This window comes from Aquidulcibacter paucihalophilus (assembly GCA_030285985.1).
Taxonomy (GTDB): domain Bacteria; phylum Pseudomonadota; class Alphaproteobacteria; order Caulobacterales; family Caulobacteraceae; genus Brevundimonas.
Genome location: CP127384.1, coordinates 3028534 through 3055180 on the forward strand (window position 1 = coordinate 3028534; position 26647 = coordinate 3055180).

The following is a 26647-nucleotide window of genomic DNA, read 5'->3' on the forward strand; positions in this document are numbered from 1 at the left end:
TGGACTTGAGGCTTGGGGCTGGGGACGGCGCTGCGCTTTCCAGGCCCTGAGCCCTGCTCACCAGGACCTACCCCGCGAAACACCAGGCCAGTACGGCCTTCTGGGCGTGGATGCGGTTCTCGGCTTCATCCCAGACCAGCGACTTCGGTCCGTCGATGACGGCGTCGGTCACCTCCTCGCCACGGTGGGCGGGGAGGCAGTGCAGGAAGACGGCGTCGCTGGCGGCGGCGTCCATCAGGGCGGCGTCGACGCCATAGCCCTCGAAGGCCTCGAGCCGGGCCTCATAGTCACCGTCGCCCATCGACACCCAGGTATCGGTGACCACGACATCCGCGCCGGCCACGGCCTCGCGCGGGTCGCTGGTCAGGGTGACATGATTGCCGCCCCGGGCCAGGTCATGGAGGTCGGGGTGGTAGTCCGCCGGGCAGGCGACGTTCAGGTGGAAGCCCAGCTTCGGCGCCGCATGCATGAAGCTGTGGCAGACGTTGTTGCCGTCCCCGACCCAGGCGATCGTCTTGCCGGCGATCGGGCCGCGGGCCTCCTCGATGGTCATGATATCGGCCAGGATCTGGCACGGGTGCGAGCGGTCGGTCAGGCCGTTGATCACCGGCACGGTGGCGACCCGCGCGAAGCGTTCGACGTCCTCATGGCTGTTGGCGCGGATCATCACCGCATCGACCATGCGCGACAGGACCCGGGCCGTATCCTCGACGGGCTCGCCGCGGCCCAGCTGCATGTCGCCGGCGTTGGCGATGATCGAGGCCCCGCCCAACTGGCGGATCGCGGCGTCGAAGCTGAAGCGCGTGCGGGTCGAATTCTTCTCGAAGATCATCGCCAGCACGCGATCCTTCGCCGGCGCGTCGGCATCGGCGCGGCCCTTCGGCCAGCCCTGGCGGGCCGCCTTGCGGGCATGGGCGTCATCGAGGATGGCGCGCAGCTCCGCGGCTTCGAGCCGGTGGATGTCGAGGAAGTGGCGGACCATCTTCAGGTCTCCGGTCAGGCCGCGGCCAGCTTCGTGCGGGCGAACTCACAGGTCTTCTCGAGGCGTTCGATCGCCTCGCGCGCCTCGTCCAGCGTGAAATTCAGGGGCGGCAGGATGCGGACCAGATTGTCGCCGCCGCCGGCGACCAGCAGATGCGCCTCGTCGCGGGCCCAGCCCATGAATTCGCGGTTGTTCGGGACCAGCTTCATGCCCATCAGCAGGCCCTTGCCGCGCACCTCGACGATCACATCGGGGAAGCGTTCCTTCAGCCCGTGCAGCTGCTGCTTCAGATAGCCGGCGATCTCGTTGACGTGGGCCAGGGTCTCGGGCTTCGAGATCTCGGCGAAGGCGGCGGCGCCGACGGCCATGGCCAGCGGGTTGCCGCCGAAGGTCGAGCCGTGCACGCCGACGACCATGCCCGTGGCCGCCCTGGCCGTGGCCAGGCAGGCGCCGATCGGGAAGCCACCACCCAGGGCCTTGGCGATGGCCATGATGTCGGGGGCCATGCCGCCCCACTCATGGGCCCACAGCTTGCCGGTCCGGCCCATGCCGCACTGGACTTCGTCGAAGATGATCAGGACGCCGTATTCGTCGCACATCTCGCGCAGGCCGCGCAGGCAGACCTCGGGAATGGCGCGGCAGCCGCCCTCGCCCTGCACCGGTTCGACGATGATGGCGGCGGTGTTCGGGTTGGCGATCGCGGCCTTGAGGGCCTCATGATCGCCAAAGACCAGCTGGTGGAAGCCTTCCATCGGCGGGCCGAAGCCGTTGGTGTAGCTGGGGTTGGCGGCGGCGTTGATGGCACCGTAGGTCCGACCGTGGAACGAGCCGTCGAAGCCGTAGATGTCGATCCGCTCGGCCTGGCCGTTGGCGAAATGATACCGGCGCGCCGTCTTGATCGCGCACTCGACCGCCTCGGTGCCCGAGTTGGTGAAGAAGACCACGTCGGCGAACGACTTTTCGCACAGCGCGTCGGCCAGAGCTTCCTGCCCCGGGATCTTGAAGATGTTGGAGACGTGCCAGAGCTTTTCGGCCTGGTCCTTCACCGCCTGGACGAGGATCGGATTGGCGTGGCCGAGGGCGTTGGTCGAAATGCCCATGACGCAGTCGAGGTATTCGGTCCCGTCCTTGCCCCACAGACGCGCGCCCTGGCCACGATCCACTTCCAGGGGCGCGCGGTTGTAGACACCCATCAGATGTTCAGTGGACACGGGACAAGCCTCCAAAAGCGAGACGGCCCCGCCGCTGGAGAGCGCCGGGACCGCTGGAATAAGGGTCAGGCCTTGTCGGCCGGAGGACGGTGTTAGTCAACACCGGCGAGTTGCGCGTCCAGTCGCTCGACCACCGCCGCATAGGTCGCGCCGGCGAGGGCAGCCGTGGCCGGATCGATCTTGTCCATCGTATCCTCGGCCGAGTGGATCAGCCGGAAGACCTGCGGGACGAAGCCCTCGGCCAGACCGTTGGCCTCGCCACCGTTGAAGGCCAGCCACATCTGGTGGGCGCCGATCTCGTCCTGGAAGCCGAGCGACACCACCGGCGCGCCGGCCGCGGAGAAGGCGCGGTCGTCGGACGGCGGATAGACCGGGAAGCCGACGCACTGCATCGCCCGTTCGGCGCACAGCTCCTGCACCACGCGGGTGACGAAGGCCGACTGCGGGCCGTTGTTCTGGCCGTACATCATGGTGTCGCCGTATCCGGCGACGTCCGAGTTCACGACGGCGGCGACGTTCGCCAGCCCGTGCGCCTCGATCCATTTGCGCGCACCGATCAGACCCAGCTCCTCCTGGTCGAACAGGATGATGCGGATGCGATGGTTCAGCGCCTTGCCGCGCAGGGTCTTCGCCGCCTCGATCACACCGACCACCGACGCCGCGTTGTCGACCACCCCGTGCGACATCGTCCCGTCGCGCAGCTTCACCGCGTCATAGTGGGCGGTCAGCAGGATTTCGCGCGGGCCGTCGCCGATGGTCACGACCACATTGCGGCCCTCCATCTCCCCGGTCCGGCCATTGCCGCCAGTGAAGGTCTCGACCGTCGGCTCGAACCCGGCGGCGCGCAGCTGGGCCACAACGACGGCCGTGCGCGCTTCGTTGGACGGCTGGACGAAAGCGGCGACCTGGGCGCGCAGGTCGAGGTCCTGGGCGGCGACCGGCGTGGACGCGACGAGCAGGGCCGCGGCGGCGGCAAGCGAACGGAACAGCATGGGACCCCCTTGAGACAGGGCACCATGGCTAGCGCGGCGCGGCGCGCGGCGCACCTTACAACTGCTTCAGGTCTTCAGCCGCCAGCCCGAGCGGAACACCAGCCAGCAGGTCACGGCCATGACCAGCGTCAGCACGCCGCTCAGAACCATGCCGATCATCAGGTTTCCCTCGGCGTTGCCGGTCCCGATGAAGCCGGCGCGGAATCCGTCGATCAGATAGAAGAACGGGTTGAAATGGCTGATCGTCGCGAACGGCTCGGGCAGGTTCTCGACGAGGTAGAAGGTGCCGCTCAGGAAGGTCATCGGCATGATGACGAAATTCTGCACCGCGGCGAGCTGGTCGAATTTCTGCGCCCAGAGGCCAGCGAAAACGCCCAGCATCCCCATGATCAGACAGGCCAGCAGGCCGAACCACAGGATCAGGCCGAGGTTGGCCACTTCCAGCCGCGCGAAGGGCATGACGCACAGCGCCGTCACGATCCCGACCACCAGGCCGCGCGTCGCGGCACCGAGCGAAAAGCCGATGGTCAGCTCCAGCGGGCTGAGCGGCGGGGTCAGGAAGTCGGTCGCCGTATTCATCACCTTGGCCTGGATCAGGCTGGAGGAGGCGTTGGCGAAGGCGTTGTTGAGCATGGCCATCATGATCAGGCCGGGCCCCACGAACTCTGCGAAGGGCGTGCCGTGCAGCGGCGGGCGGGCGCCCTGGAGGGCCACCACAAAGACCAGCATATACAGCAGGGTGGTCACCACCGGTCCGGCCACGGTCTGGGCCCCGACCTTCCAGAACCGCCGCACCTCGCGCAGGTACAGGGTCTGGACGCCGATCCAGTTGATCCCGGGATAGCTACGCGGCTGGGGCGTGGTGGAGACGGTGCTCAGGTCGGTCATGGAGGCCAGATGCGGCGGGCGGCGGCGGGATGCAAGTGGTTGGTGGTTGGTGGTTGGTGGTTGGGCAGCGCCAGTGCAGCGGCGCCGCCTGCGCCGCCCTTCCGCTGGCGAACAAGCTGCAATCACCAATCACCAACCACCAATCACCCGGCGGCGCAGCCGCCGCCGTTAACCATCCCTACATCTGGTTCCTGTGGACGGACTGATTCGCACATCTTGCGTCTGTTAGGACCTCGTTTACGATTAGTGGTAGGTCGAGGCCCCGGGAGGGCAGCCTGGACCCCATATATTGAATCCGAGACCCGGAGGGTTGGCTATGACCGCAGGCTGGACTGAAGACCGCGTCGGGGCGCTGAAGAAGCTCTGGCTGGAAGGCCAGTCGGCCAGCCAGATCGCCAAACAGCTCGGCGGCGGCGTCACCCGCAACGCCGTCATCGGCAAGGTGCACCGTCTCGGCCTGTCGGGCCGGGCCGCCCCGTCGCAGCCCGCCCGCGCCACCTTCCGCCCGTCGCGTCCGCGCCCCGCCGCCCAGCCGACCCAGGCGCCCTCGGCACCGCGCCGCATCGAAGCCGTCCAGCCGCGCGCCGTCTCGGCCCCGTCGGTTCCGGCCCCCATGCCCGACCTGCCCGGCACCGCCACGGTGATGACCCTGGGTGCCCACATGTGCAAATGGCCGATCGGCGACCCGTCCTCAAACGAGTTCAGCTTCTGCGGCCGGCGCTCGTCGGAAGGCGTCTATTGCGTCGAACACGCCCGCGTCGCCTACCAGCCCCAGGTCAAGCGCGGCGCCACCGACCTGGCCCGCTCGCTGCGGCGGTATATCTGACCCCTTTCAGCCATACGGCTGTCATGAACGGCTCCTAGAGAGCCGCCCTCCGCCTCGAGGCCCCACCCGCACGGGGCCTTGAGTGCTGGGGCGGGGCTGCGCTTTTCCGGGTTGACGCAGCCCCTCACCCACTCAGTTCAGAACGCGCCGCTCTCCCGGCACATCCAGGCTGAACGCCGGGATGGCCGCCTCGAACTCGCGCCCGGTGGCGTCCGTCATCGCATAGCCCCCGACCATCGACCCCGAGGCCGTGCCCAGCGGACAGCCCGAGGCATAGGCATAGCTTTCGCCCGGCAGGATCGTGGGCTGTTCGCCGATCACGCCCGGCCCGCGCACCTCCTCGACATGGCCGCGCGCGTCGGTGATCACCCAGCGTCGCGCCATCAGCTGGACGGACACCCCGGTCAGATTCACAATCTCGACCTGATAGGCCCAGACCCAGCGGCCGGCGTCCGGATCGGACTGGCCGGCCAGATAGCTGGGCCGGACGCGGACCACGATCCCGTCGGTTTCGGCTTCATAGGCGCGCGTATCGTGCATCCGCCCATGGTCCCGGAACGGGGACGCAGGTCAAGCGGCGCGGCGACGTCTCGGGACAAGAGACAGGCGGCGGAATCGTGTAAGCCGTATCCATGCAGTCCATCGAATTCCCCACCCCCGGCATCCTGCCCTGCCAGTCCATCGAGGCCCTGATCGCCGGCGGCGCGATCGCCTCCGACACCCCCTTCGACACCGATCAGGTGCAGCCGGCCAGTCTGGACCTGCGCCTGTCCGATCAGGCCTGGCGCGTGCGCGCCTCCTTCCTGCCCGGCCGCAGGACCGTCGAGGAGCGGATCGCCGACGTCTCCATGCACCGGATCGACCTTTCGGGCGGCGTCGTGCTGGAGCGCGGCTGCGTCTATATCGTGCGGCTTCAGGAACGGCTGAGCCTGCCCAAGGGGCTGATCGCCCGCGCCAATCCCAAGAGTTCGACCGGCCGGGTCGATGTCTTCGTCCGTCTGCTGACCGATCGCGGCGCCCGTTTCGATGACGTGGCCGAAGGCTATGAGGGGGCGCTGTATCTGGAGATCTCGCCCCAGACCTTCCCCATCCTGGTTCGTCCGGGCACCCGGCTGAACCAGCTGCGGCTCAAGGCCGGCGCACCGCCCAAACTGGAAACCCGCAGCGTCGGGGTGGAACTGCAGGGGGGCGAGGGCTCAATCGTCGGCTTCCGCGGCCGCCGCCACGCCGGCGTCGTCGACCTCGACAACATCGACGGCCACGACCCGCGCGACTTCTGGGAGCCCCTGACCCTGCGCCGCGGCGAACTGCTGCTCGATCCGGGCGAGTTCTACATCCTGGCCTCCAGCGACGACGTCGAAATCCCGGTCGACCAGGCCGCCGAGATGACCCCGATCGATCCGTCTGTCGGCGAGTTCCGCGTCCACTACGCCGGCTTCTTCGATCCCGGCTTCGGCACCGACGAGGCCCACGGGGCCGGCTCCAAGGGCGTGCTCGAGGTCCGCACCCACGACACCCCCTTCCTGCTGGAGCACGGCCAGATCGTCGCCCGGCTGGTCTATGAACCCCTCACCGAACGCCCCACCCGCCTCTACGGCGAGGGCGGCAGCCACTACCAGCGGCAGGGGCTGAAGCTGAGCAAACACTTCAGGCCGTGGTGAGCTGAGGGTCCGATGACGGCAACAGCCGCCCAGTATCTGTCCATCGTCGTGGGGCTATGGCTGATCGGCGTCAGCGCTTTCATGTTGGTCGCTCCACGCCGGGCGCTAAAGGCACTCGGGGCGATGGGTGGAAGCCCGACGATTCACTTCGGCGAAATGTTACTGCGCATCGCGGCTGGAAGCGCTTTGGTGCTGGCCGCCGCCGCATCCCGGTTTCCGCAAGCGATCGCGCTCATCGGCGGATTGCTGATCGTATCCGCCGCCGTCCTGATGCTGCTTCCGCGCCGATGGCATGCGGCATACTCCACTTGGTGGGCACAGCGAATTCCGGTGACGGCCGTTCGTCTGATCGCGCCGGTCTCGATCGCCGCTGGCGGGGCTTTGATCTGGTCTCTGATCTGAGGCCCCGGCGCGCCGGAGCACCATTACTCCAGCCGATCCGCCTTCCTCAGCGCGGGGAACCACCGCGCCCAGAGACCGGTCGCGGCCAGCGCGCCTATGCCGCCGTACACCGCCGCGCCGATGGGGCCGAGGAAACGGACCGCCACGCCGGAATAGGCCTCGCCCAGTTCGTTCGAGGCACCGATGAACAGCATGGACACGGAACTGACCCGGCCGCGCATGTGATCGGGCGTGGCCAGCTGGATCAGGGTCTGGCGGATGTTGACGCTGATCATGTCCGCCGCCCCGCCGAGGAACAGGACCGCGCCCGACAGCCAGACACTGGTCGAGAGGCCGAAGGTCAGGGTGCAGACGCCGAACACGGCCACCGAGGCGAACATCCAGCGGCCCGCGTGCTTCACGATCGGGAAACGGCTCAGATACAGGGCCACCAGCAGGGCCCCGGCCCCGAACGATGCCCGCAGCAGGCCGAAGCCGACGGCCCCGACATGCAGGATGTCGCGCGCGAAGATCGGCGTCAGCAGGGCCACACCGGCCAGCAGCACTACGATCAGGTCCAGCGAAATGGCGCCGAGCACGATCTTGGTATTCCAGACATAGGCCAGTCCCTCCTTCACCTGGTCCACCGGCGAGACGCGGGTCGGCGACGCGGCCGGCTTGCCGCTGGTGCGGATCAGAACAAGGCTGGCGAAGCCGATGGCGAACATGGCCAGGGCCACACCATAGGCCCCGGGCACCGAGAAGCCGACGATGACGCCGCCCAGCGCCGGGCCGGCGATGGCCCCCGTCTGGAAGGCGATGGACTGGGCTGCGATGGCCGGCGGCAGGGCGCGGCGGCCGACCACCATGGGCAGGAAGGCCTGGCTGGCCGGGGCGAGGAAGGCCCGCGCCGCGCCGAACACGGCGGCGACCGCCAGCAGCCCCCACAGCGGCGGCGAACCGTGCAGCGCCATAAACAGGAAGGCGAGCGCGCAGCCGCCCTCGACCATGACCGACAGGGTGACGGTATTCTTGCGGTCGCGCCGGTCGGCCAGGGCGCCGGCGGGCAGGGTCAGGGCCAGCAGCGGCAGGAACTGGCACAGCCCGACCAGCCCCAGATACAGGCTGGCCTCGGCCACCGGATGGTCCCGGCGCGCGATCTCATAGACCTGCCACAGCAGGGCCGAGGACTGGATCTGGATGCCCAGCACCGCCGCCACCCGCCCGACCCAGAGCAGGCGGAAGTCGCGGATGGCCCAGGGGCTGGCGGGCCCCTCAGGCGGCGGCGGGACCGGTTCGGTCGTCTCGATGGTCCCGGTCACGTGCGGCGGTCGACTTTCGGATAAGGGGTTCCGTCGCGGTGGAAGAAGCCGCCCTGCCGGAACTGCATGTCGATGTCCGGATAGTGGCCGGTATCTCCGCCCGGGGTGCGCGTGCCCACCTCCAGCAGGACCGCTTCGGCGCCTGAGCGGTTCTGCAGCACATGGCCGTTGGGCACGCCCGCCTTCCAGCCCGCGCAGTCGCCGGCGCGCAGGACGGTTTCGCCCTCATCCTCCACCAGCACCACCTCGCCTTCCAGCACCCAGATGAACTCGTCCTCGCCCTCATGCCAGTGCCTCTGGCTCGACCAGGCGCCGGCCGGCAGGCGCAGCAGATTGACCCCGAACTGGTCCAGCCCGACGGCATCGCCCAGCCGCCAGCGGCGGCGCGGCTTGCACGGTCCGGCGAATTCCTCGGGATAGCCCGTGCCGTGTCCGGTCGGGGCTGCGGCAATGTCGATCTTCGGCATGGGGAGGAGCGCCCTTCTCGCAGTCGTCCGAACCCCGTAAAGCACAGCCTTATGAGCGTCGCATCAACTCCCGTTATCGATCCTGTCGCCCTGACCCGCGACCTGATCCGCAGGCCCTCCGTCACCCCCGCCGACGAAGGCGCGATGGATGTGCTGGAGCGCGCCCTGACCGGGCTCGGCTTCCACTGCCGGCGCATGAAGTTCGAGGATATCGAGAACCTCTACGCGCGGCGCGGCACAGCCTCGCCGAACCTCTGTTTCGCCGGCCACACCGACGTGGTGCCGACCGGCTCGACCGAGGCCTGGTCCTCCGGCCCGTTCGAAGCCGAGGTGAAGGACGGGATCCTCTACGGCCGCGGCGCGGTTGACATGAAGGGCGGCATCGCGGCCTGGGTCGCGGCGGTGTCCCAGGTTCTGGCTGAAGGCGAGGTTCCGGGCAGCCTGTCCTTCCTGATCACCGGCGACGAGGAAGGCCCCGCCCTGCACGGCACCAAACGGGTGGTCCAGGCCCTGATGGCCGAGGGCGAGGTCATCGACGCCTGCGTCGTCGGCGAGCCGTCCTCGCAGCATGCGCTGGGCGACATGATCAAGATCGGGCGGCGCGGCTCGCTCAACACCTGGATCACCGTCCACGGCAAACAGGGCCACGTCGCCTATCCGGACCGGGCGGCCAATCCGGTCCCGGTGCTCGCCCGGCTGGTCGCCCGTCTCGCGGATCACAAACTGGACGCCGGCTATGAGGCCTTCCAGCCGTCCAACCTCGAGCTGACCACGCTCGACGTCGGCAATACGGCGACCAATCTGATCCCGGCCGAGGCACGGGGGCGGCTGAACATCCGCTTCAACCCGAACCATACGGGCGAGAGCCTGATGGCCTGGCTCAATGCGGAAGCGGGCAAGGCCCAGGCCGAAAGCGGTCTGCGCATCGAGCTCGAGCACCTGCATTCGGGCGACGCCTTCCTGACCCAGACCGGGCCCTTCGTCACCGGCGTGCAGGACGCGGTCGAGGCCGCGGTCGGCCGCCGGCCCGAGGCCTCCACCACCGGCGGCACCTCCGACGCCCGCTTCATCCGCGCCATGTGTCCGGTGCTGGAGCTGGGCCTCGTCGGCCAGACCATGCACCAGATCGACGAGCGTGCGCCCGTGGCCGAGATCGAGGCGCTGGCGGAGGTCTATCGCGCGGTGATCGGGACGTATTTCGCCCGCTGCTAGGACAGCAGGTCCAGGCCCAGCAGGGCGGCCCCGAACATCGCGCCGAAGGCCACGAGAAACCAGAACAGCTCACGCAGCTTTCCGCCCCGGCGTTCCAGCGTCATCGGCGGCAGTTGAACGGGCAGATTCCTCATGGCCCCCTCCTGTACGACCGTAGAAGGATGCGCCGGGTTTCTTGCCGGGGTGTTGAGAAACGTGGTTGCCGCCCTCAGTGCAGCGTCGCCTCCAGCCGCGCGATCCGGCGGTCCAGATCGGCGACCATCTCCTCCAGCCGCGCCTGCTCGGATTTCATGTCTACCGGCGTGCCGTCCTCATAGGTCAGCTGCGCGCCCTTGCCGATCAGGTCGAGACGATAGAGGGCGGTCACCCGCCGCGCCTTCAGCGGTTCCAGTTCGTCGGCCACGGGTCAGTCGCGCTCCAGGAACCGGATCGCGCTCAGCACATGGGTGCGGACGCCCAGCGGCAGGATCGCTTCATTGACGTCGAAGCCCGGCGAGTGGTTCGGCGGCGAGGTGGCGGGATCGACCCCGTCCTTCGATCCGCCAAGGTGGTAGAAGACCCCGGGGACTTCCTGCGACAGATAGCTGAAGTCCTCGGCCACGGTCGTCGGCGGAGTGGCCGGATTGACGTTCCCCGCCCCCGCCGCCTCGGTCAGCACCGGGGCCAGCCAGGCCGACAATTCTTCGTTGTTGAACACCAGGGCCGCGTTCTGGCGCACGGTGAACTCGGCCGTCGCGCCAAAGGTCTCGGCGACATTGTCGATGGCGACCCGGGTGCGGGCGACGAGGTCGTCACGCTGGGCGATGTCGAAGGTGCGCAGGGTGCCGGACAGAACGGCCTGGTCCGGAATGATGTTGTAGCGGACACCGGCGTCGAGCGTGGCGATGGTGAACACCGTCGGCGTCGTGGTCGGGTCGATGGTGCGCGCGGTCAGGGTGTTGATGGTCTGGACGATCTGGGCCGCCGTGGCGATGACGTCGACGCCCTTCCACGGCCAGGCCCCGTGCGTCTGACGACCATGCAGGGTGATGTCGACCCGGTCCGAGGCCGCCATGAAACCGCGCGGGCGGTAGAAGACCGTCCCCGGTCGGCCCGGCACGACATGCAGGCCGAAGATGGCGTCGGGCCGCGGATTGGCCAGCGCACCCTCCTGGATCATCAGCCGCGCCCCGCCGAGCGGCTCACCCGGAGGCGCCCCTTCCTCGGCGGGCTGGAAGATGAAGACGATGGTCCCGGGAATATCCTCGCGCATGCCGGCCAGCACCTCGGCGGCACCCATCAGCATGGCGACGTGGGCGTCGTGACCGCAGGCGTGAGCCACCGGCACAGTGGCGCCCATATAGGTTCCGGTCGCGGTCGAGGCGAAGGGCAGGCCCGTCGCCTCCAGCACCGGAAGGGCGTCCATGTCCGCCCGCAGCGCCACCGTCCCGCCCGGCCGTCCGCCGCGCAGCACGCCCACGACGCCGGTCTTGCCGACCTCCGTGCGGACCTCCATGCCGAGCGCCCGCAGATGCTCCGCCACGAGGGCGGCGGTGCGGGTCTCGGCGAAGCCCAGTTCGGGGTTGGCGTGCAGGTCGCGGCGCCAGTTGATGACCTTCGGCATTTCCGCCGTCACCGCAGCCTCGATCCGATCGAGCGCGACCGGGCCCGTCTGGGCATGAGCGAAGCCGGCGGACAGGGCCAGTGAAAGCGTGGAGACGGCGAGCAGGCGGCGGATGGTCATGGCGGTCCCCAGTGTCCGAGAGCCGCTACCGTGCGCGGACCGTGCGGCCGGCGCAAGAAATGAAACGAACAGGTAATTATGCGTTGGATGACGGCGGGCACCGGCAGCCCTAGAGTGCACCCGTGAACCTTCGCTCCCCCGCCTTCGCCATCCTGTTCGCCGTCAGCCTGATCGCGGCGGCGGGAAACATGGCGCTTCAGTCGGTCCTGCCGGCCATCGGGCGCGAGTTCCAGCTTTCGGACACCCTGGTCGCCGGTGCCTTCGCCATCTCGGCCCTGATGTGGACGGTCGCCTCACCCTTCTGGGCCCGCCTGTCCGACACCCTGGGCCGCAAGCGGGTCATGATGATCGGCCTGGCCGGCTTCGTCGTCTCCATGTCCGGCTTCGGCCTGGCCGCCACCTCCGGGCTTGAACAATGGCTGGGTGCCATTCTGGCCTTTGTCCTGATGGGGGTGGCGCGCACCATCTACGGCGTCTTCGGCTCGGCGGCCCCGATCGCCTCCCAGGCCTATGTCGCCGACCGAACCACGCCGGAGCAGCGCACCCAGGCCATGTCGCTGCTGGCCTCCGCCCAGGGCCTGGGCACGGTGATCGGTCCGGCGCTGGCACCCTTCTTCGTCCTGCCCGCAATCATGGTCGGGCTGGGCGGCACCGGGTTCGTCATTCCCATGATCGGACTGGCGGGGCCGATGTACGCCTTCGCCCTGTTCGGTCTGGTGGTCCTGGTCATCGTCTGGCGCAAGCTGCCGAGCGGCGAGGTGGTGCGCATCCCCTCGCCCAGCGGCCATCGCGGCGACGCCGGCAAGGGGCTCTGGAAAGACCCGCGCGTGCGCGGCTATCTGCTCTACGGCCTGTTCGTCACCGGGGCGCAGGCGGCCAATATCTCGGTGTTGGGCTTCCACATCATCGATGAGCTGTCGGCCACCGGCATCGCCGTGCGCGACGCCCAGCCCTTCATCGGCATCGCCATGCTGGCGGGTGCCGCCGCCACCCTGATGGCCCAGTGGGGGTTGATCCCCTTGCTGAAGCTTCAGCCCGCCCACCTCATGCGCTGGGGCGCGGCCCTGGCGCTGGCCGGAAACCTGATGAGTATCGCCGCCCCCGGCTACTACGGCGTGGTCATCGGCTATGCCGTGGTTTCCATGGGCATCGGCTTTGCCCGGCCGGGCTTCACCGCCGGGTCTTCCCTGTCGGTGGAGGCGCACGAACAGGGCGCGATCGCGGGCCTGATGATGTCGCTGGCCGGCCTCAGCTTCCTCGCCCCGCCCGTGATCGGCGTCGCCCTCTACGAACTGGCCGAGCCCGCGCCCTTCATCGCCAACGCTGTCCTGCTCGCCGCCGCAACCGCCCTGTGTTTCATCAATCCGCGACTGCGCACGGGCCCGCCGGACCTGCCCGACCGCGACGAAACGCCCTCGCCCGAGACGCCACCCGCCTCGCAGCCGGGCCCCGAAGGCAACCGCTGACGCTCGAGGCCTTTTCCCGGTCCCAAAGGCGTGGCAGATCGGACCCATGGACATCGCCCGTATCGAGCGCCGCATCGGCGTGCGCGCCACCCCCGACCAGATCTGGGACCTGATCGCGGACCTGCCGGGCTGGGACCGCTGGAATCCGGTCGAGACCGGGCTGGAGGGCACGATCGCCTTTGGCGCGGACATCACCCTGACCGAACAGATCGGGGACCTGCCCGAGCGCCGCGCCACGACCCGCGTCGGCGACTGGCAGCCCTATTCGCAGCTGGTCTGGGCCGAGAACCGCGGCCTCTGGTTCCGGTCGATGCGCTATTTCGAGATCGAGCCGCTCGACGAGCCGAACAGCTGCATCGTCGCCAACGGCTTCATCTTCTCGGGCCTGCGCGGCGAGATGTATTTCGACAGGCACCGCAGGCATCTGCGCCATGCGGTCGACGCGGTCGCCGACGCCTGGAAGGCCGCGGCCGAAGCCTGAGTCAGCCGCCCGCTGCGCCGGCGGCCATCGTGTCCTGGATGCTGATGATGGCCGGCGTCAGAATGACGATGAACAGCACCGGCAGGAAGAACAGGATCATCGGCACGGTCAGTTTGGCCGGCAGGGCCGCCGCCTTCTTCTCGGCCGCCGACAGCCGCATCTCGCGGTTTTCCTTGGCCATGGTGCGCAGGGCCGTGCCCAGCGGCGTGCCATAGGTCTCGGCCTGGGTCATGGCCGTGGCCACCGACTTCACGCCCGGATGGTTGGTCCGTTTGGCCAGGCCCTCATAGGCCATGCGGCGGTCGGGCAGATAATTGAGCTCGGCCGACAGAAGGGTCAATTCCTCAGCCAGGTCGATGGACGAACCCCCGATCTCCTGGCTGACCTTCTGGATCGCCGCCTCGATCGACATCCCCGCCTCGACGCAGATCAGCAGCAGGTCCAGCGCGTCCGGGAACGCCTGCATGATGGACGTCCGGCGTTGTGAAATTCGGTTCGAGAGGAAGATGTTCGGCGCATAGAAGCCGATCACCGCCGCGAACATACAGGCCGTCAGCCGGGTCATGACCGGCAGACCGAAGTCGTTGAAGACGAACAGGTAAAACACCGCCACGCCGAGGAAGACGAACGGCATCGAGAAGCGGAAGAAGTAGAAGGTCGTCAACGGCCGGGGTCCGCGATAGCCGGCCTGGGCCATCTGGTCCGCGACCTTGGGGTCTTCCAGCAGCTTGGTCAGGTTCAGCTGCTCGACGACGCGCTTCTTGAAGCCCTCGTCCGAGTGGCGAAGGTTCTGGGTTCCGGAGTTCTGCGCGGCGATGGCCTGACGCGAACGGCGCTTCAGTTCCTCGCGCCGCACCGCCACGGCCTTCAACCGGCCTTCCAGCTTCGCCCCGCCGCCGAACGAGCCGAGCAGCGTCACCAGGGTGGCGAACACCAGCAGGCCCACGCCGAGGCTCAGCAGGTTCTGGACGTTGGTGAAGAACTCGATCATCGGGGCCGGGCGTTTCCTAGAACTTGAACGAAATCATCTTCTTCATGACGAAGACGCCGAACGACATCATCGCCACCGCGATCAGCAGCATGAACTGGCCCCGCGGGTCGGTGAACAGGCGGGCCATGTAGGCGGGCGTGGTGATGCTGACGAGGATCATCACCGCCGGCGGCAGCGAGCCGATGATGCCGGCCGAGGCGGTGGCCTCGGACGACAGGGCCTTGATCTTCTCGCCCATCATCTTGCGGGCGCGCAGGACGACCGAAAGGTTGTTCAGCGCCTCAGCCAGGTTGCCGCCGGTCTTCTGCTGGATGGCGATGACGATGGAGAAGAATTTCAGCTCCGGCGTCGGCATCCGCTCGTACATCTTGTCCAGTGACTGGGCCAGGGTCAGGCCGACGCCGAGGCCCTCGACCAGCTTCTGGAACTCCGCGCCGAGCGGCTGGGGGCTCTCGCGGGCGATGATCTTGAAACAGTCGTGGACGGGCAGGCCGGACTTGATGCCGCGCACAATGACGTCGACGGCGTCGGCGAAATGGCTGGAGAATTTCTTCATCCGCCGCTTGCCGAGGAAGCCGACAACCCAGCGCGGCAGGCCGAGGCCAAGAACGACGCCCGCCCCCAGGCAGATCAGGATGTTCAGGCCGAACAGCAGCGGCAGCAGGAAGGCGATCGCGCCGAGAACGCCGCTGATGATCCAGAAGGTCGAGACCTTGGTGGCCAGACCCGCCTGCTTCAGCTTGGCGGAAAGGCTGACCCGCGCCTTGCGCTCGGCCCGCTCCGATTCCTGGAGCTGCTGCATGATCTGTTTGCGGCGCGCCTCGGGCGTATTGGCCGCGGCCGCCTTCTTGGCGGCGGCGTTGTTCTGCTTGGGCCCGCCGAAGGTCTGGGCGCGCTTGACCGCGGCCTCGCTGGAATCGCCGCCGCCGACGAAGGCCCAGCCCAGCCCGCCGATGGTGATGAAGGCCAGAACCGCGGCAAGGATCGGGAGCATCCGCCCTACTCCGCCGCGTCGAGGGCTTCAGCCAGCTCGCGCTCCAGCCCGTAATAGCGGGCACGGTCCCAGAACCGGGGACGGGCGATCCCGGTCGAACGGTGACGGCCGATGATCTTGCCGTTCTCGTCCTCGCCGGTGATTTCGTAGACGAACAGGTCCTGGGTGACGATCACATCGCCCTCCAGCCCGACCACCTCGGTGATGTGGGTGATGCGGCGCGAGCCGTCGCGAAGGCGGGCGGCCTGGATGATGACGTCGACCGAGCCGACGATCATCTCGCGGATGGTCTTCGAGGGCAGGCCGTAGCCGCCCATGGTGATCATCGACTCCATCCGGCTGATGGCTTCGCGCGGGCTGTTGGCGTGCAGCGTGCCCATGGAGCCGTCGTGGCCGGTGTTCATGGCCTGCAGCAGGTCGAAGGCCTCCGGGCCACGGACCTCGCCGACGATGATCCGCTCGGGACGCATCCGCAGGCAGTTCTTCACCAGATCCCGCATGGTGATCATGCCCTGCCCCTCGAGGTTGGGCGGGCGGGTTTCGAGCCGGACGACGTGCGGCTGCTGCAGCTGAAGTTCAGCCGCGTCCTCGCAGGTGATGACGCGTTCGGTCGGATCGATGAAGGCCGTCAGGGTGTTCAGCAGGGTCGTCTTGCCGGAACCCGTACCGCCCGAGATGACCAGGTTGCATCGCGAGGCACCGATGACGCCGAGCACGCGCGCGCCCTCGGGACTGATGGAGGCATACTCCACCAGGTTCTTCATCGTCAGCTTGTCTTTTTTGAACTTCCGGATCGTCAGCGTCGGGCCGTCGATGGCCAGCGGCGGGGCGATGACGTTCACGCGCGAACCGTCAGGCAGGCGGGCGTCGCAGATCGGGCTGCTCTCGTCCACGCGGCGGCCGACCTGCGACACGATCCGCTGGCAGATGTTCATCAGCTGGTTGTTGTCGCGGAAGCGGACGTTGGTCAGCTGGACCTTGCCCCCGACCTCGATGAACACCCGGCCGGCGCCGTTGACCATAATGTCGGCGATGTCATCGCGCGCCAGCAGCGGCTCCAGCGGACCGTAGCCGAGGACGTCATTGACGATGTCCTGGACCAGATGCTCCTGCTCGGCGACCGACATGGAGACGTTCTTGATCGCCACCAGTTCGGCGACGATGTCCCGGATCTCCTCCGACGCCGCCTTGGTATCGAGCTGGGCCAGCTGGGCCAGGTCGATGGTGTTCATCAGGGCGTTGAAGATCGTGGTCTTGGTGGCGTGGTAATAGTCCGACTGCTCGCGGACGATCTCGGCGACGGCCTGGGCCTTCTTCAGCTGTTCGAAGCCGGGGGTGGCCTTGGGGCCGGGCGCGTTCCTGGCAGGAGCGGGCGCCGCTTCCGGCCGGGGCCGCGCCGCCAGGGCATCCAGTCGGTCGGCCGCGGGAGACGCAGGCTTGGCGGCGTAGGATTCAGCCTTGCGCGCCGCGGCCTGCAGCTCGGCGGCGTCCGGCTCTCCGCCAAAGGCGAAGGCCTCGACCTGGACCCCGGGCGAAGGCTGCGCGACCGGCGCGGCTGCGGGCGCGGGCCGCGGAGCGGCGGCGCTGCTGCCGGGCTGACCTGTGCGCTTGCCGAACACGCGTCAGGACTTCTTCTTGAACAGGCCGGAGAACATCGACTTGCCTTCCGCCTTGCCGGCCTTGCCCTTGGGCCCGGCGAGCAGCGGCAGTTCACGCCGCGAGACGATCTGGGCGAGGGTCTGGAAGGCCTCGCCGGCCTTGGACTTGCCGCCGGCGTCGAGGATCATCTGGCCGTTGTTGGCCGCGGCACCGAAGACCTTGGGTTCGAACGGAATGATCAGGCTGGGGTGAACGCCCAGGGCCGCGCCGAAATCCTTGGCCGGAATCTCGGGACGTCCGGGAACCCCGACCTGGTTGAGCACCAGCCGCGGCGGCGCGTCGTTCGGCCGGCCCTGTTTGATCAGATCGATCATGTTCTTGGCGTTGCGCAGGCTGGCCAGATCGGGCGTCGCCACGATCACCACCTCGTCGGCGGCGATCAGGGTGCGGCGCATCCAGCCGGACCAGAGATGCGGCAGGTCCAGCACCACGAAGGGCGCGGTCGAACGGATCTGGGTCGTCACTTCCTCGAACGCTTCCGGGGAGATGTCCCAGTCGACGTCGAGGGTCGCCGGCGCGGCAAACAGGCTGAGCTTGTCGGTGCAGCGAACCATCATCCGGTCCAGCAGCACAGGGTCGAGCCGATCCGGCTGGCTCAGGGCGTCGGCGACACCGCTGAGCGGATCCTGGTTGAAGTCCAGACCCGCAGTGCCGAACGGCAGGTCGTAGTCGACGATGACCGTATTGGCGCCGATCCGCTCGCTCATCGCCCAGGCGGTGTTGTGTGCCACGGAGCTGGAGCCCGTGCCGCCGCGGGCGCCGACGAAGGCGATCGAGCGGCCGACGAAGGGCTGGGCCGGATCGGCGAACAGGCCACCGATGGCCGAGATCAGCTGCAGCGGCTGCAACGGCACCACGAGATATTCACTGACCCCGCGCCGCATCAGCTCGCGGAACAGGAGGATGTCGTTGGTGGCTCCGACCACGACCACCTTGGTGCCGGCGTCGCAGACCTCGGCCAGCTGGTCGACTTCCCACAGCAGGGTCTGCGGGTCCTTCATGCATTCGACGACGATCAGCGGCGGGGTCGGCTCGTGCCGATAGGCCTCGACTGCCGCGGCGACACCGCCGACGCGGATCTGCGTCGTGGCGCGGGACAGGCGACGGTCCTGGCCGGCACGCTCGGCGGCGGCGAGCGTGTCCTGCCGTTCCGCGAAGACGTGGATGGCGATACGCGGGACCGACACCTCGGCCGTATGGCCGCCGAGGCTGATGGGCGAGAAGGCCGCCGTGGCACCGGCGACCAGATCGCCGACGGGATTGAACCCGGCACCCTGCGGGGGCGCATCGTCCGGCCGGTGTTCGGGCACGGACTGCACAGCCGGAAGCGGCACGACAGCCACCGTCGGAGCGGTGAACTGCAGCGCCTGACGTTGATCGACGACGACCTCCTCGAAGGTCTCGATGTCGGAAGCGGCTTCGTCAGGCATGACGGCGCCCGGCGCGGTGTAACCCGCGTCGAGATCGAACTCGTCGTCCAACTCGTCAAATGGCCGGGGCGCGAAGGCGTTGCTCATGTCACGCTATTCCACAGCCCCGGAGATGCGGCCGTTCACCAGGGGTTCCTGCGGCGTCGAACTGACCTCGCCGCGTCGATAGTTGTCGAACACCACCGCCGCCCGGCCGGAATCGGCCGGCGTCATGGGGCGAGCACCGAGAATGTCGCGGGGATAGGCGATCTGGGCCGCCATATTGGCCGTGATGGCGCAGCCGAAGCCGCCGGAGCTCTGGTTTGAAAACCGGGCCCCCATGTTGCGGGTCTCAAGCGAGCAGTCCGGAACGGAGGCCCGGATGGACTCGAAACCGGCCAGCACCGGCGCGCGCGGATCGGGGGCGGCGTAGGCAGCCATCTGGATGCGGTCCTCGGGGACCCCGGCAGCCTGCAGGACGGTGCGGACGGCGTAGGCCTGCTCGACCGCGACCGGGTCGTCGCCCGAGGGGGATTCAATCCGGACATGGCCGGAGCCCGACGCGCCGTACCGGGCCGCCAGCCCGCGCAGGGCCGCGTGCTGGTTCGCCGACAGGCCCTGATCGTGGACGGCCAGGGCGATGCGATCCAGGCCGGGCTCGACCTGCAGCGAATAGCGCGACAGAGGCGTCGTCGGCGCATCGACGGAGCCGGAAACCGAAGCGCAGCCTGAGACAGCGAGGACGAAGACGGCGGATGCGAGGGCGCGTTTCACGGGGATCCTCATTCGATGACATAGCCCACAGGGCCGCTCCAGCCGGCGTCGGCCGCGGCCGCGGCACCGGGACGGCGGAACTGCTGGTTCAACTGGCCGAACAGCAGCGTCTGGGCATCGCTGGCGATCAACAGGCCGTCGGCCGGTGTCTGCAGGCGGCCGGGCGAGGTCGGCGAGACGATGTAGGCCTCGATGATGATGACCAGTTCAGTCTCGCCCGACAGATAGTCCCGCGAGCGGAACAGGGCGCCGAGGACCGGCAGGCTGCCGATGCCCGGCAGCTGGTCGATATTCTGGCGGGTGTCCTCACGCAGCAGGCCGGCGATCATCATCGACCCGCCCGAGGGCAGTTCCACGGTGGAGGAGGCGCGGCGCACGTTCAGGGCCGGGATGACCAGGGCGTCATCGGCCGTGCCGCCGAGGGTGAAGGCACCGGCGGTCGTCAGCTCGGAAACCTCGGTGGAGAGCTGCAGAGAGATGCGACCCTCCGAGAGCACGATCGGCCGGAAGGCCAGCCGCACGCCGAACGGCTTGAACTCGACGCCGACGGTGACCTGGCCCGTCGTGGAATCGACGCTGCGGCCGACCGGAACCGGGAACTCGCCGCCGGCGAGGAATTCGGCGTTCTCGCCATTGACCGAGGTCACATTCGGCTCGGCCAGGATGCGGACCAGACCGGCCCGCTCGAAAGCGCGGATATTGGTGCTCAGCCGGCTGCCGTCTCCGGCCTGGTCAATATAGTTGAGGACGCCGCCGCCCAGCTGGCTGCCGGACACGCCGAAAGTGGCCCCCTGGGTCAGGGAAAGACCATCGCCGACGCTGTTCAGGACGCCGTTGACGTCCAGACCCAGCTGTTTGATCGCGGTGCGCTGGACCTCGATGACGCGGGCCCGGACCATGACCTGGTCGGAGCCGGCGATGGTCATCATGTTGATGACCTTCTCGGGGGCGGTGACAAAGGCGCGGGCCACCTGGGCGGCGCGGTCGGCTTCGCCGGGGCTGCTGACGGGGCCCGTCAGGATGATGCTGTCATTGACCGCCTCGGCCCGGACCTGCGAACCCGGCATGACCCGGCTCAGGGTGTCCTGCAGGGCCGAGACGCCGGCGTCGACGCGGACGCGGAGCGAAAGGATGGTGCGGCCGGCCGAGTCCAGGACCACGGCATCGGTTTCACCGGGCTGGAGGCCGATGATGGTGATGCGGCGCGGCGAGTGCAGCATGGCCTCGGCCACCAGCGGGTTCGGCACGATGACGTCGCGGGCGTCGGACGGCAGGTCGATGGCCATCGACGAGCCGCGCGGCAAATTGATCAGTTGCGCCCCGGCCCCCATGGGAACGGCGGCGCGGGACTGGGCAAGGGCCGCCGACGGCCCGACGGGCGCGACAGCGGCGACCGTCAGACCGACGAGTGCGATCGCGATCAGATGCTTCATTGGACCACCACCACTTCGGGTGCGCCGCCGCGATAGACGCGAACGGCGGAGGATTGGCGGACAGCCGGCGCAACCCGCCCGGACGGGCCGCCGGTATCGGCGTAGGAGCGGAGCACAAGACTCAGCTCGCCTTCGGACTTGGCCAGGGCCAGGGCCTCCGCGTCGCGGGGGCCGACCTCCAGGGTCGCGGTGGCACCCACAACGGCCTGTTCGTCGTCGCCGGCCCGCGTCGACTGGTCGATGGCCAGAACCTTGATGTTCTGCATGACGGTTGAGGAGGCGAATTTGGACCGGTCGCCCTCCTGGGCCCCCATGTTGCTCAGGTTGGTCTCGCGGGTCAGCAGGACGTCGACGCGGTCGCCCGGCAGAATGAAGCCGCCGGCGGCGGTCTCGACCGTGACCCGGATCGCCATGGCCCGCATGCCCGGCTCAAGGTAGGCGGCCATATAGCCGCTGTCGCCGGCGCGGACGATCTTGCGGCTGACGATCGGTTCGCCCGCCAGGATGGGTTCGCGCACTACCGAGCCGACATAGTCGGCCTTGGCGCCGCCCGTGGTCAGATTGTTCGCGGCGCGGGTGACGGAGGCCACGGCGCCCTGGGGCCGGGCGGCGGCCGGAGCCGCGCCCTCAGCCGCTTCGGCAGCGGGCAGCGGCGTCGTGCCGTCGGTGATGAAGGCCGGATTGACCTCATCGACGGGCCACTCCTTCCAGGCCAGATCGGACTCCGTCAGCCGCTGTCCGGGCTGAAGGTCCTTGGCCGCGACCAGCACCTTGGCCATCGGCCGCGCCGGAACGGCGGCGGCCGCGGCGACGGCGGTCGGTGAATTCGAGGGCGATCCCATGGCGCGCACGACCAGGGCCAGGCCGATGGCGGCCACGGCGGCGACGCAGATCACGATGATACGGGCGGGCTTCATCGACGGTCTCCGGCAGGCCGGACCGGACCGATGAATCGGTCCTTCGGCCCCCTGCCGTTAACGACCATGCCGGGCGCAGGTTAACGCGGGCCTAAGTGACGGCCGAACCTCACTATCCCGCGATGAAGGCAGCGAGCAGCGGCGAGGCGGGATAGGCCATCAGCGCGCCCGCGGCGATGGCCACGCCATAGGGGATGTCGCCCCGGGGCTCCATCAGCTGGACCACCCATCCGGGCGCGCCCAGCAGATAGGGACGCGAATGAAACCGCGCGAACAGCAGGACCAGGCAGAACAGCCCACCCATCACGCCCGTCCACAACAGGAACATCCCCGAGCCGCTGAGACCCAGCCACAGACAGGTCGCGGCCATCAGCTTGGCGTCGCCGCCGCCGATCCAGCGCAGGGCGAACATGCCGGCTCCGACCACCAGCGCCAGGGCTGCGACGCCGACGTTGACGGCCACCGTCATCGGGTCGAGTCCGACGGCCAGGGCGGCTGGGAAAAAGGCGAGGACCAGAAGTCCGGAGATCCAGTTCGGAATCTTCATCGACGTCAGGTCCTTGAGACCCGCGACGATGGCGAGCGCGGGCATGATGCCGAGGAAGAGCAGGGTGACGGTGTCCATGCCCCCCTTGTGCCTGATCGACGGTTAAAACCCGGTTGCCATACAGCCCGTCGCGCAAACGAAAGAGGCCGGAGCGTCTCCGCTCCGGCCTCCCGTCGGTTTCAGGACTGTCGTCGGCGCTTAGGCGCCGGCGGTGCCGCCCATGCCGGTGACTACGTCGTTGAACTTGCCCTTGATGGTCGTGCCCAGGGCCGTCACGGCAGAGATGATCACGACGGCGATCAGGGCGGCGATCAGGCCGTACTCAATGGCGGTGGCGCCCGACTCGTCGGACATGAATTTCGAAACAAACTTGGTCATTGGAATATCCCTCCCGATGGGGTTGCAGGTGACTGGCGGGGGGAGCCGGTCACCCGTCTGACCCCCTGAACATCTTCACCATGCCGTCCTCCGGTTAAGCTGACGCGTACGATCGTCCTTACCGGCAGCTTCACCATAAGGACCTTGGGAAGGCCGGCCTCGCAGCCCGCCGGGACGGCAAAAGGGCCGGAGCGTTTCCGCTCCGGCCCTTCGCCAGTTTCAGGACTGTCGTCGGCGCTTAGGCGCCGGCGGTGCCGCCCATGCCGGTGACGACGGCGTTGAACTTGGTCTTGATGGTCGAGCCCAGGGCCGTCACGGCCGAGATGATCACGACGGCGATCAGGGCGGCGATCAGGCCGTACTCAATGGCGGTGGCGCCCGACTCGTCGGACATGAACTTCGAAACAAACTTGGTCATCGGTTTTTCCTTTGAACGGAGTGAAGCGAGCTACTGATACGGGGGAGGGGTCGGTAGCCCGCCTGTCCCCCAAACGCAGGACCGTTTTCGCCGATAACGGTTAAAGTCACGTGGCGGCTCATGGTTACTTCGAGATTTACTCTAAAAAGTTTTCATGTTGGCCTCGCCGCCGGATAGGCGGCCAAAGCAAAGGGGCCGGAGCGTTTCCACTCCGGCCCCTCGCCCGTTTCAGGACTGTAGTCCGCGCTTAGGCACCGCCCATGCCGGTCACGACTGCCTTGAACTTGGTCATGATGGTCGTGCCCAGGGCCGAGACAGAAGAGATGATCACGACGGCGATGAGCGCGGCGATGAGGCCGTACTCGATGGCGGTAGCACCCGACTCGTCGGACATGAACTTCGAAACGAACTTGGACATAACTGAACTTTCTCTGGGTTTAACCGAGCGGTCAGTGACGCCAACAGGCCTGTCGACCTGCGCCCCCTTGCCCCCCGGCTGGACGATCAACAGGCGTCTCAAGGATTAAGGACGAGTAAAACGAGAAAACATCAGTGCGATTTCTTTATTGACGTTACGTTTACTATGATTTCAGGCGCGGCTGCATGATTTCAGACTTTCTTGAGGATTGCGGAGCAGTGTCGCGAAACGCTCACGCGCGCGCCCTGTTCACTGGAAGTCGACGCCATGACCCGATCCATATCCCCCGCCCGCCTCGTCGCCGGCCTGGCCGCGGCCGCGGTCGTGTTCGCACCGGCCATCGGGACGGCGCAGTCAGGCAGCCTGAACGTCGAGATCGATCAGACCCAGCGGGTCCAGCTGCGCGGCCCGGCCGGGTCGGTGATCATCGGCAATCCCGCGATCGCCGATGTCACGGTGGTGGACGCCAACACCCTCTACATCACCGGAAAGGGCAACGGCGTGACCGAGATCGTTGCGGTCGACACCATCGGCCGCACCGTGTTCCAGAGCCAGATCGTCGTGACCGACGGCGCGGGTGCGGGCCGGGTCCGGGTCTGGCGCGGCGGCCAGGCCACCGAAATGGCCTGCGCATCGTCCTGCTCGCCGTCCGTCCGCGGGACCAGCGGCCCGATACCGACGCCCTGAGGGACCCGACGGTGTCCCCCTGCTCCGTGAATTCCCGGCGAAAGCGGTTCCGCGGACCGTTTGCCCGCAGCCTGATCCGTTCGACTGACGGCTCGGCAGCGGTGGAGTTCGGCATGGTCGCCCTGCCCTTCATCCTTATGGTGTTCGCCATCCTTGAGCTCGGGATCGTCTTCGTGACGGACTCCATTCTGGAAAACGCCACCATCGAAACCGGACGCCTGGTTCGCACCGGCCAGGCCAGCGCACAGTCCTTGACCGCGACCACCTTCAAAACCTCGCTGTGCGGGCGGATGAGCATCTTCTCGACCGACTGCGCCACCCGGGCCACCGTCGACGTCCGGGTGATCCCGCAGTTCGCCACCGTCCCGCCCGATCCCATGGCCGGCGGCACCTTCGACAATGGCGTCCTGACCTACAGCAACGGCGCACCCGGCGACCTGGTCCTGGTGCGGGTCTGGTACCGCCAGCCCCTGCTGACGACCTTCCTCGGCCAGGGGCTGTCGCGCATGAACGACGGTGCCGCCATGCTGACCGCCACCACCGCCTTCCGGAACGAGCCGGCATGATGCGGCGCGGCCTGTTCTTTCGTCTCGGTCGCGACGAGCGGGGTGTCTCGGCGGTCGAATTCGCCCTGCTCGCGCCGGTCCTGATCGCCTTCTATTTCGGCATGGCGGAGTTCTGCCAGGGTTTCATGGCCCAGAAGCGCATGGGGCACGTCTCGGCCATGGTCGCCGACCTGGTCGCCCAGGAAGAGGCGGTTTCGACCGCCAATCTTGAAGACATCTTCGACATCGGCGGCCTGATCATGAAGCCGTTCGCCACCAGCGGCCTGAAGCAGCGGGTCAGCAGCGTCACGCGCACCGCGGGCGCCGCCAAGGTAGACTGGAGCCGGGGCGACGGCATGACCGCCCGGGTGGTCGGCTCCGCCATCACCCTGCCGGCCGACCTGATCGCCAACGGCGAGAGCATCATCGTGTCGGAAGCGACCTATGACTACGACTCGCCCGTCGACTATTTCATGCCCGGCATCACCCGCTTCTCGCACACCTACTATCTGCGTCCGCGGACCGTCGACAAAACCCTTTGCTCGAACTGCTAGGAGCCCGTCAGGGCTTCTCTCAGCGCCCTGATCTTGGCGTCCGTCTCGGCCAGTTCGGCGGCCGGGTCGCTGTCCGCCACGATGCCGGCGCCGGCCAGGGTGCGGAACCGCCATCGGCCGTCCATGCGCTCGAACGCCGCGGTCCGGATCAGGACGGAAGCCGTCAGCCGCCCGTCATCCTCAATGTGGAACAGACTGCCGCACCAGGGCCCACGCGGGGGCTCATGGCCCGCGATGACCTTCATCGCCTCATGCTTGGGCGCGCCGGTTATGGAGCCCGGCGGGAAGGTCGCCTCGAGCAGGTCCGCCGCGCCGACGCCGGCGCGGGCCAGCCCCGAGACCGTCGAGACCAGATGATGAACCGTCGGGTGGCACTCGACCTCGAACAGCGTCGAAACCGAGACCGACCCCGGCACGGCGACGCGCGACAGGTCGTTGCGCATCAGATCGACGATCATCAGGTTTTCCGCCCGGTCCTTCAGGCTGGCGCTGAGCTCGGCCGCGAGAGCCGCGTCCCGGACCGGGTCCGGATCGCGGGGCCGCGTGCCCTTGATCGGCCGGCTCTCGACCCGCCGGCTGGCCGGATCGAAGGTCAGGAACAGCTCCGGCGAGTTTGAGACCACCGCCCGGTCGCCCAGCCGCCAGAAGGCGCCATAGGCGGCGGCCCGGTCCGCCAGCCGCAACATGACGTCGAACGGATCGGCCCCATCCTTCAGGTCACCGGTCCAGGCGCGCGCGATATTGGCCTGGTACAGCTGGCCCGACGCGATCCGGTCGACGACATCGGCGACCGCGTCCAGATAGGCCTCCGGCGGCGCTTCGGCGTTGAAGCCGGCGGCGGGCGCGGCCGGACAGGCCGGCTCCACCGCGTCGGACAGCCATCGTTCAGCACGGTCCGCGGCGGCGCGCGCGGCCTCAGGGCTGTCGCCCCGGCCCAGAACCCGCACCGTGCCGCCCTGGTGGTCGAAGGCGAGCATGGCCGGATAGCGGGCCAGCATCAGATCGGGCCAGACCGGCTCGCGCGGCCCGGTCGCGACACGGGCACCCGCGTCATAGGCGAGCAGGCCGACGACGCCGGCGGCGAGGTCAGGGCGGCGGAGGATGTCCAGCGTCGCGCTCGGCCCGGACGGTCCGACATGGATCAGGTCCGGTTCTGCGGCGACGAAAGACCAGCGGCCCAGCGCCCCTCCGTCCGAGAGCAGGGCCAGCGGCCCCTCCAGATCTCTCAGACCGGCGGCGACCGCCAGCGGATCCTTCCAGGGCCGATTGCGGGCGTCCACGGAACAGGCCTCGACCGGGCGCACTGCCACG

The 26647-nt window shown here is 68.3% G+C and carries 31 protein-coding genes; 9 read left to right on the forward strand and 22 right to left on the reverse strand.

What is annotated here, in order from left to right:
• Positions 1–67: 67 nt before the first annotated feature.
• The 4 genes from argF to KB221_15000 form a co-directional block, all read right to left on the reverse strand.
• Positions 68–988, reverse strand: coding sequence for an ornithine carbamoyltransferase (gene argF, locus KB221_14985; GenBank protein WIY70947.1), 921 nt, complete (start codon positions 986–988; stop codon positions 68–70).
• Between the two features lie 8 nt (positions 989–996).
• On the reverse strand, positions 997–2193 hold the full coding sequence (locus KB221_14990) for an aspartate aminotransferase family protein (GenBank protein ID WIY69356.1): 1197 nt from the start codon (positions 2191–2193) through the stop codon (positions 997–999).
• 92 nt (positions 2194–2285) lie between these two features.
• Positions 2286–3185: a M20/M25/M40 family metallo-hydrolase gene (locus KB221_14995; protein WIY69357.1), complete on the reverse strand. Its 900-nt coding sequence runs from the start codon at positions 3183–3185 to the stop codon at positions 2286–2288.
• Between the two features lie 66 nt (positions 3186–3251).
• Positions 3252–4073: an ABC transporter permease gene (locus KB221_15000; protein WIY69358.1), complete on the reverse strand. Its 822-nt coding sequence runs from the start codon at positions 4071–4073 to the stop codon at positions 3252–3254.
• 316 nt (positions 4074–4389) lie between these two features.
• Here KB221_15000 and KB221_15005 point away from each other — a divergent pair, with 316 nt between their 5' ends.
• Entirely contained in the window at positions 4390–4899 is a 510-nt protein-coding gene (locus KB221_15005; GenBank protein WIY69359.1) for a GcrA family cell cycle regulator, read from the forward strand.
• Positions 4900–5031: 132 nt separating this feature from the next.
• Here the strand turns inward: KB221_15005 and apaG are convergent, their stop codons facing one another.
• Positions 5032–5439, reverse strand: coding sequence for a Co2+/Mg2+ efflux protein ApaG (gene apaG / locus KB221_15010; protein ID WIY69360.1), 408 nt, complete (start codon positions 5437–5439; stop codon positions 5032–5034).
• 92 nt (positions 5440–5531) lie between these two features.
• Between apaG and KB221_15015 the strand changes: the two genes are divergently transcribed.
• Positions 5532–6560: a 2'-deoxycytidine 5'-triphosphate deaminase gene (locus KB221_15015; GenBank protein WIY69361.1), complete on the forward strand. Its 1029-nt coding sequence runs from the start codon at positions 5532–5534 to the stop codon at positions 6558–6560.
• Positions 6561–6572: 12 nt separating this feature from the next.
• Positions 6573–6962 carry a hypothetical protein gene (locus KB221_15020; GenBank protein ID WIY69362.1) on the forward strand — a complete coding sequence of 130 codons (390 nt, stop codon included), beginning with the start codon at positions 6573–6575 and terminating at the stop codon, positions 6960–6962.
• Positions 6963–6985: 23 nt separating this feature from the next.
• Here KB221_15020 and KB221_15025 read toward each other — a convergent pair whose 3' ends face one another.
• Positions 6986–8263 (reverse strand): MFS transporter, encoded by a 1278-nt coding sequence (locus KB221_15025; protein WIY69363.1) that lies wholly within the window; start codon positions 8261–8263, stop codon positions 6986–6988.
• Positions 8260–8730, reverse strand: a complete 471-nt coding sequence (locus KB221_15030; GenBank protein ID WIY69364.1) for a cupin domain-containing protein — start codon at positions 8728–8730, stop codon at positions 8260–8262. Before KB221_15030 ends, KB221_15025 begins: the two co-directional genes overlap by 4 nt.
• A gap of 51 nt (positions 8731–8781) precedes the next feature.
• On the opposite strand from KB221_15030, the gene dapE reads away from it, so the two are divergent.
• Complete coding sequence (gene dapE, locus KB221_15035) at positions 8782–9942, forward strand: succinyl-diaminopimelate desuccinylase (protein ID WIY69365.1); 1161 nt, start codon at positions 8782–8784, stop codon at positions 9940–9942.
• Here dapE and KB221_15040 read toward each other — a convergent pair.
• The 3 genes from KB221_15040 to KB221_15050 form a co-directional block, all read right to left on the reverse strand.
• Complete coding sequence (locus KB221_15040) at positions 9939–10076, reverse strand: hypothetical protein (GenBank protein ID WIY69366.1); 138 nt, start codon at positions 10074–10076, stop codon at positions 9939–9941. The two genes, dapE and KB221_15040, sit on opposite strands and share 4 nt — an antisense overlap.
• Before the next feature lie 74 nt (positions 10077–10150).
• Positions 10151–10345 (reverse strand): hypothetical protein, encoded by a 195-nt coding sequence (locus KB221_15045; protein ID WIY69367.1) that lies wholly within the window; start codon positions 10343–10345, stop codon positions 10151–10153.
• Between the two features lie 3 nt (positions 10346–10348).
• Positions 10349–11665, reverse strand: coding sequence for an amidohydrolase (locus tag KB221_15050; protein ID WIY69368.1), 1317 nt, complete (start codon positions 11663–11665; stop codon positions 10349–10351).
• A 122-nt stretch (positions 11666–11787) separates the two neighbouring features.
• Here KB221_15050 and KB221_15055 point away from each other — a divergent pair, with 122 nt between their 5' ends.
• Both KB221_15055 and KB221_15060 read left to right on the forward strand, forming a co-directional pair.
• The gene (locus KB221_15055) at positions 11788–13131 is read left to right on the forward strand and encodes an MFS transporter (protein WIY69369.1); all 1344 of its coding nucleotides are present in this window, start codon (positions 11788–11790) and stop codon (positions 13129–13131) included.
• A gap of 46 nt (positions 13132–13177) precedes the next feature.
• Positions 13178–13612, forward strand: a complete 435-nt coding sequence (locus tag KB221_15060; GenBank protein ID WIY69370.1) for an SRPBCC domain-containing protein — start codon at positions 13178–13180, stop codon at positions 13610–13612.
• A gap of 1 nt (position 13613) precedes the next feature.
• Here KB221_15060 and KB221_15065 read toward each other — a convergent pair whose 3' ends face one another.
• From KB221_15065 to KB221_15115, 11 genes are all read right to left on the reverse strand, one after another.
• Positions 13614–14603 (reverse strand): type II secretion system F family protein, encoded by a 990-nt coding sequence (locus KB221_15065; protein WIY69371.1) that lies wholly within the window; start codon positions 14601–14603, stop codon positions 13614–13616.
• Positions 14604–14619: 16 nt separating this feature from the next.
• Positions 14620–15597 carry a type II secretion system F family protein gene (locus KB221_15070; protein ID WIY69372.1) on the reverse strand — a complete coding sequence of 326 codons (978 nt, stop codon included), beginning with the start codon at positions 15595–15597 and terminating at the stop codon, positions 14620–14622.
• A 5-nt stretch (positions 15598–15602) separates the two neighbouring features.
• Complete coding sequence (locus tag KB221_15075) at positions 15603–17216, reverse strand: CpaF family protein (protein WIY69373.1); 1614 nt, start codon at positions 17214–17216, stop codon at positions 15603–15605.
• 3 nt (positions 17217–17219) lie between these two features.
• Complete coding sequence (locus KB221_15080; GenBank protein ID WIY69374.1) at positions 17220–18773, reverse strand: CpaE family protein; 1554 nt, start codon at positions 18771–18773, stop codon at positions 17220–17222.
• 6 nt (positions 18774–18779) lie between these two features.
• Positions 18780–19439, reverse strand: a complete 660-nt coding sequence (locus tag KB221_15085; protein ID WIY69375.1) for a CpaD family pilus assembly protein — start codon at positions 19437–19439, stop codon at positions 18780–18782.
• Between the two features lie 8 nt (positions 19440–19447).
• Positions 19448–20872, reverse strand: a complete 1425-nt coding sequence (locus KB221_15090) for a type II and III secretion system protein family protein (protein ID WIY69376.1) — start codon at positions 20870–20872, stop codon at positions 19448–19450.
• Complete coding sequence (cpaB, locus tag KB221_15095; protein ID WIY69377.1) at positions 20869–21789, reverse strand: Flp pilus assembly protein CpaB; 921 nt, start codon at positions 21787–21789, stop codon at positions 20869–20871. The genes KB221_15090 and cpaB overlap by 4 nt, the downstream gene beginning before the upstream one ends.
• Positions 21790–21901: 112 nt before the next feature.
• Positions 21902–22414 carry a prepilin peptidase gene (locus tag KB221_15100; GenBank protein WIY69378.1) on the reverse strand — a complete coding sequence of 171 codons (513 nt, stop codon included), beginning with the start codon at positions 22412–22414 and terminating at the stop codon, positions 21902–21904.
• A gap of 120 nt (positions 22415–22534) precedes the next feature.
• A complete protein-coding gene (locus KB221_15105) occupies positions 22535–22714 on the reverse strand; it encodes a Flp family type IVb pilin (GenBank protein ID WIY69379.1) in 180 nt (59 codons plus the stop codon).
• A 238-nt stretch (positions 22715–22952) separates the two neighbouring features.
• The gene (locus tag KB221_15110; GenBank protein ID WIY69380.1) at positions 22953–23132 is read right to left on the reverse strand and encodes a Flp family type IVb pilin; all 180 of its coding nucleotides are present in this window, start codon (positions 23130–23132) and stop codon (positions 22953–22955) included.
• 247 nt (positions 23133–23379) lie between these two features.
• Positions 23380–23550 (reverse strand): Flp family type IVb pilin, encoded by a 171-nt coding sequence (locus KB221_15115; GenBank protein WIY69381.1) that lies wholly within the window; start codon positions 23548–23550, stop codon positions 23380–23382.
• Between the two features lie 267 nt (positions 23551–23817).
• Between KB221_15115 and KB221_15120 the strand changes: the two genes are divergently transcribed.
• From KB221_15120 to KB221_15130, 3 genes are read left to right on the forward strand one after another with little or no spacing between them, the layout of a single operon-like run.
• Complete coding sequence (locus KB221_15120; GenBank protein WIY69382.1) at positions 23818–24237, forward strand: pilus assembly protein N-terminal domain-containing protein; 420 nt, start codon at positions 23818–23820, stop codon at positions 24235–24237.
• Between the two features lie 26 nt (positions 24238–24263).
• Positions 24264–24803, forward strand: coding sequence for a pilus assembly protein (locus KB221_15125; GenBank protein WIY69383.1), 540 nt, complete (start codon positions 24264–24266; stop codon positions 24801–24803).
• Positions 24800–25336, forward strand: coding sequence for a pilus assembly protein (locus KB221_15130; GenBank protein WIY69384.1), 537 nt, complete (start codon positions 24800–24802; stop codon positions 25334–25336). The genes KB221_15125 and KB221_15130 overlap by 4 nt, the downstream gene beginning before the upstream one ends.
• On the opposite strand, the gene KB221_15135 is transcribed toward KB221_15130, so the two are convergent.
• Entirely contained in the window at positions 25333–26646 is a 1314-nt protein-coding gene (locus KB221_15135) for a chorismate-binding protein (protein ID WIY69385.1), read from the reverse strand. The two genes, KB221_15130 and KB221_15135, sit on opposite strands and share 4 nt — an antisense overlap.
• Between the last annotated feature and the right edge of the window lies 1 nt (position 26647).

Bases quoted from the DNA above. Each gene is read 5' to 3' on its own strand.
- KB221_15040 (WIY69366.1), bottom strand. From the start codon at position 10,076: ATGAGGAATCTGCCCGTTCAACTGCCGCCGATGACGCTGGAACGCCGG.
- KB221_15080 (WIY69374.1), bottom strand. From the start codon at position 18,773: ATGAGCAACGCCTTCGCGCCCCGGCCATTTGACGAGTTGGACGACGAG.
- KB221_15110 (WIY69380.1), bottom strand. From the start codon at position 23,132: ATGACCAAGTTTGTTTCGAAGTTCATGTCCGACGAGTCGGGCGCCACC.
- KB221_15060 (WIY69370.1), top strand. From the start codon at position 13,178: ATGGACATCGCCCGTATCGAGCGCCGCATCGGCGTGCGCGCCACCCCC.
- KB221_15015 (WIY69361.1), top strand. From the start codon at position 5,532: ATGCAGTCCATCGAATTCCCCACCCCCGGCATCCTGCCCTGCCAGTCC.
- KB221_15130 (WIY69384.1), top strand. From the start codon at position 24,800: ATGATGCGGCGCGGCCTGTTCTTTCGTCTCGGTCGCGACGAGCGGGGT.
- KB221_15000 (WIY69358.1), bottom strand. From the start codon at position 4,073: ATGACCGACCTGAGCACCGTCTCCACCACGCCCCAGCCGCGTAGCTAT.
- dapE (WIY69365.1), top strand. From the start codon at position 8,782: ATGAGCGTCGCATCAACTCCCGTTATCGATCCTGTCGCCCTGACCCGC.
- apaG (WIY69360.1), bottom strand. From the start codon at position 5,439: ATGCACGATACGCGCGCCTATGAAGCCGAAACCGACGGGATCGTGGTC.
- KB221_15050 (WIY69368.1), bottom strand. From the start codon at position 11,665: ATGACCATCCGCCGCCTGCTCGCCGTCTCCACGCTTTCACTGGCCCTG.
- KB221_14995 (WIY69357.1), bottom strand. From the start codon at position 3,185: ATGCTGTTCCGTTCGCTTGCCGCCGCCGCGGCCCTGCTCGTCGCGTCC.
- cpaB (WIY69377.1), bottom strand. From the start codon at position 21,789: ATGAAGCCCGCCCGTATCATCGTGATCTGCGTCGCCGCCGTGGCCGCC.
- KB221_15115 (WIY69381.1), bottom strand. From the start codon at position 23,550: ATGTCCAAGTTCGTTTCGAAGTTCATGTCCGACGAGTCGGGTGCTACC.
- KB221_15020 (WIY69362.1), top strand. From the start codon at position 6,573: ATGACGGCAACAGCCGCCCAGTATCTGTCCATCGTCGTGGGGCTATGG.
- KB221_15005 (WIY69359.1), top strand. From the start codon at position 4,390: ATGACCGCAGGCTGGACTGAAGACCGCGTCGGGGCGCTGAAGAAGCTC.
- KB221_15100 (WIY69378.1), bottom strand. From the start codon at position 22,414: ATGGACACCGTCACCCTGCTCTTCCTCGGCATCATGCCCGCGCTCGCC.
- KB221_15120 (WIY69382.1), top strand. From the start codon at position 23,818: ATGACCCGATCCATATCCCCCGCCCGCCTCGTCGCCGGCCTGGCCGCG.
- KB221_15090 (WIY69376.1), bottom strand. From the start codon at position 20,872: ATGAAGCATCTGATCGCGATCGCACTCGTCGGTCTGACGGTCGCCGCT.
- KB221_15030 (WIY69364.1), bottom strand. From the start codon at position 8,730: ATGCCGAAGATCGACATTGCCGCAGCCCCGACCGGACACGGCACGGGC.
- KB221_15070 (WIY69372.1), bottom strand. From the start codon at position 15,597: ATGCTCCCGATCCTTGCCGCGGTTCTGGCCTTCATCACCATCGGCGGG.
- KB221_15105 (WIY69379.1), bottom strand. From the start codon at position 22,714: ATGACCAAGTTTGTTTCGAAATTCATGTCCGACGAGTCGGGCGCCACC.
- KB221_15065 (WIY69371.1), bottom strand. From the start codon at position 14,603: ATGATCGAGTTCTTCACCAACGTCCAGAACCTGCTGAGCCTCGGCGTG.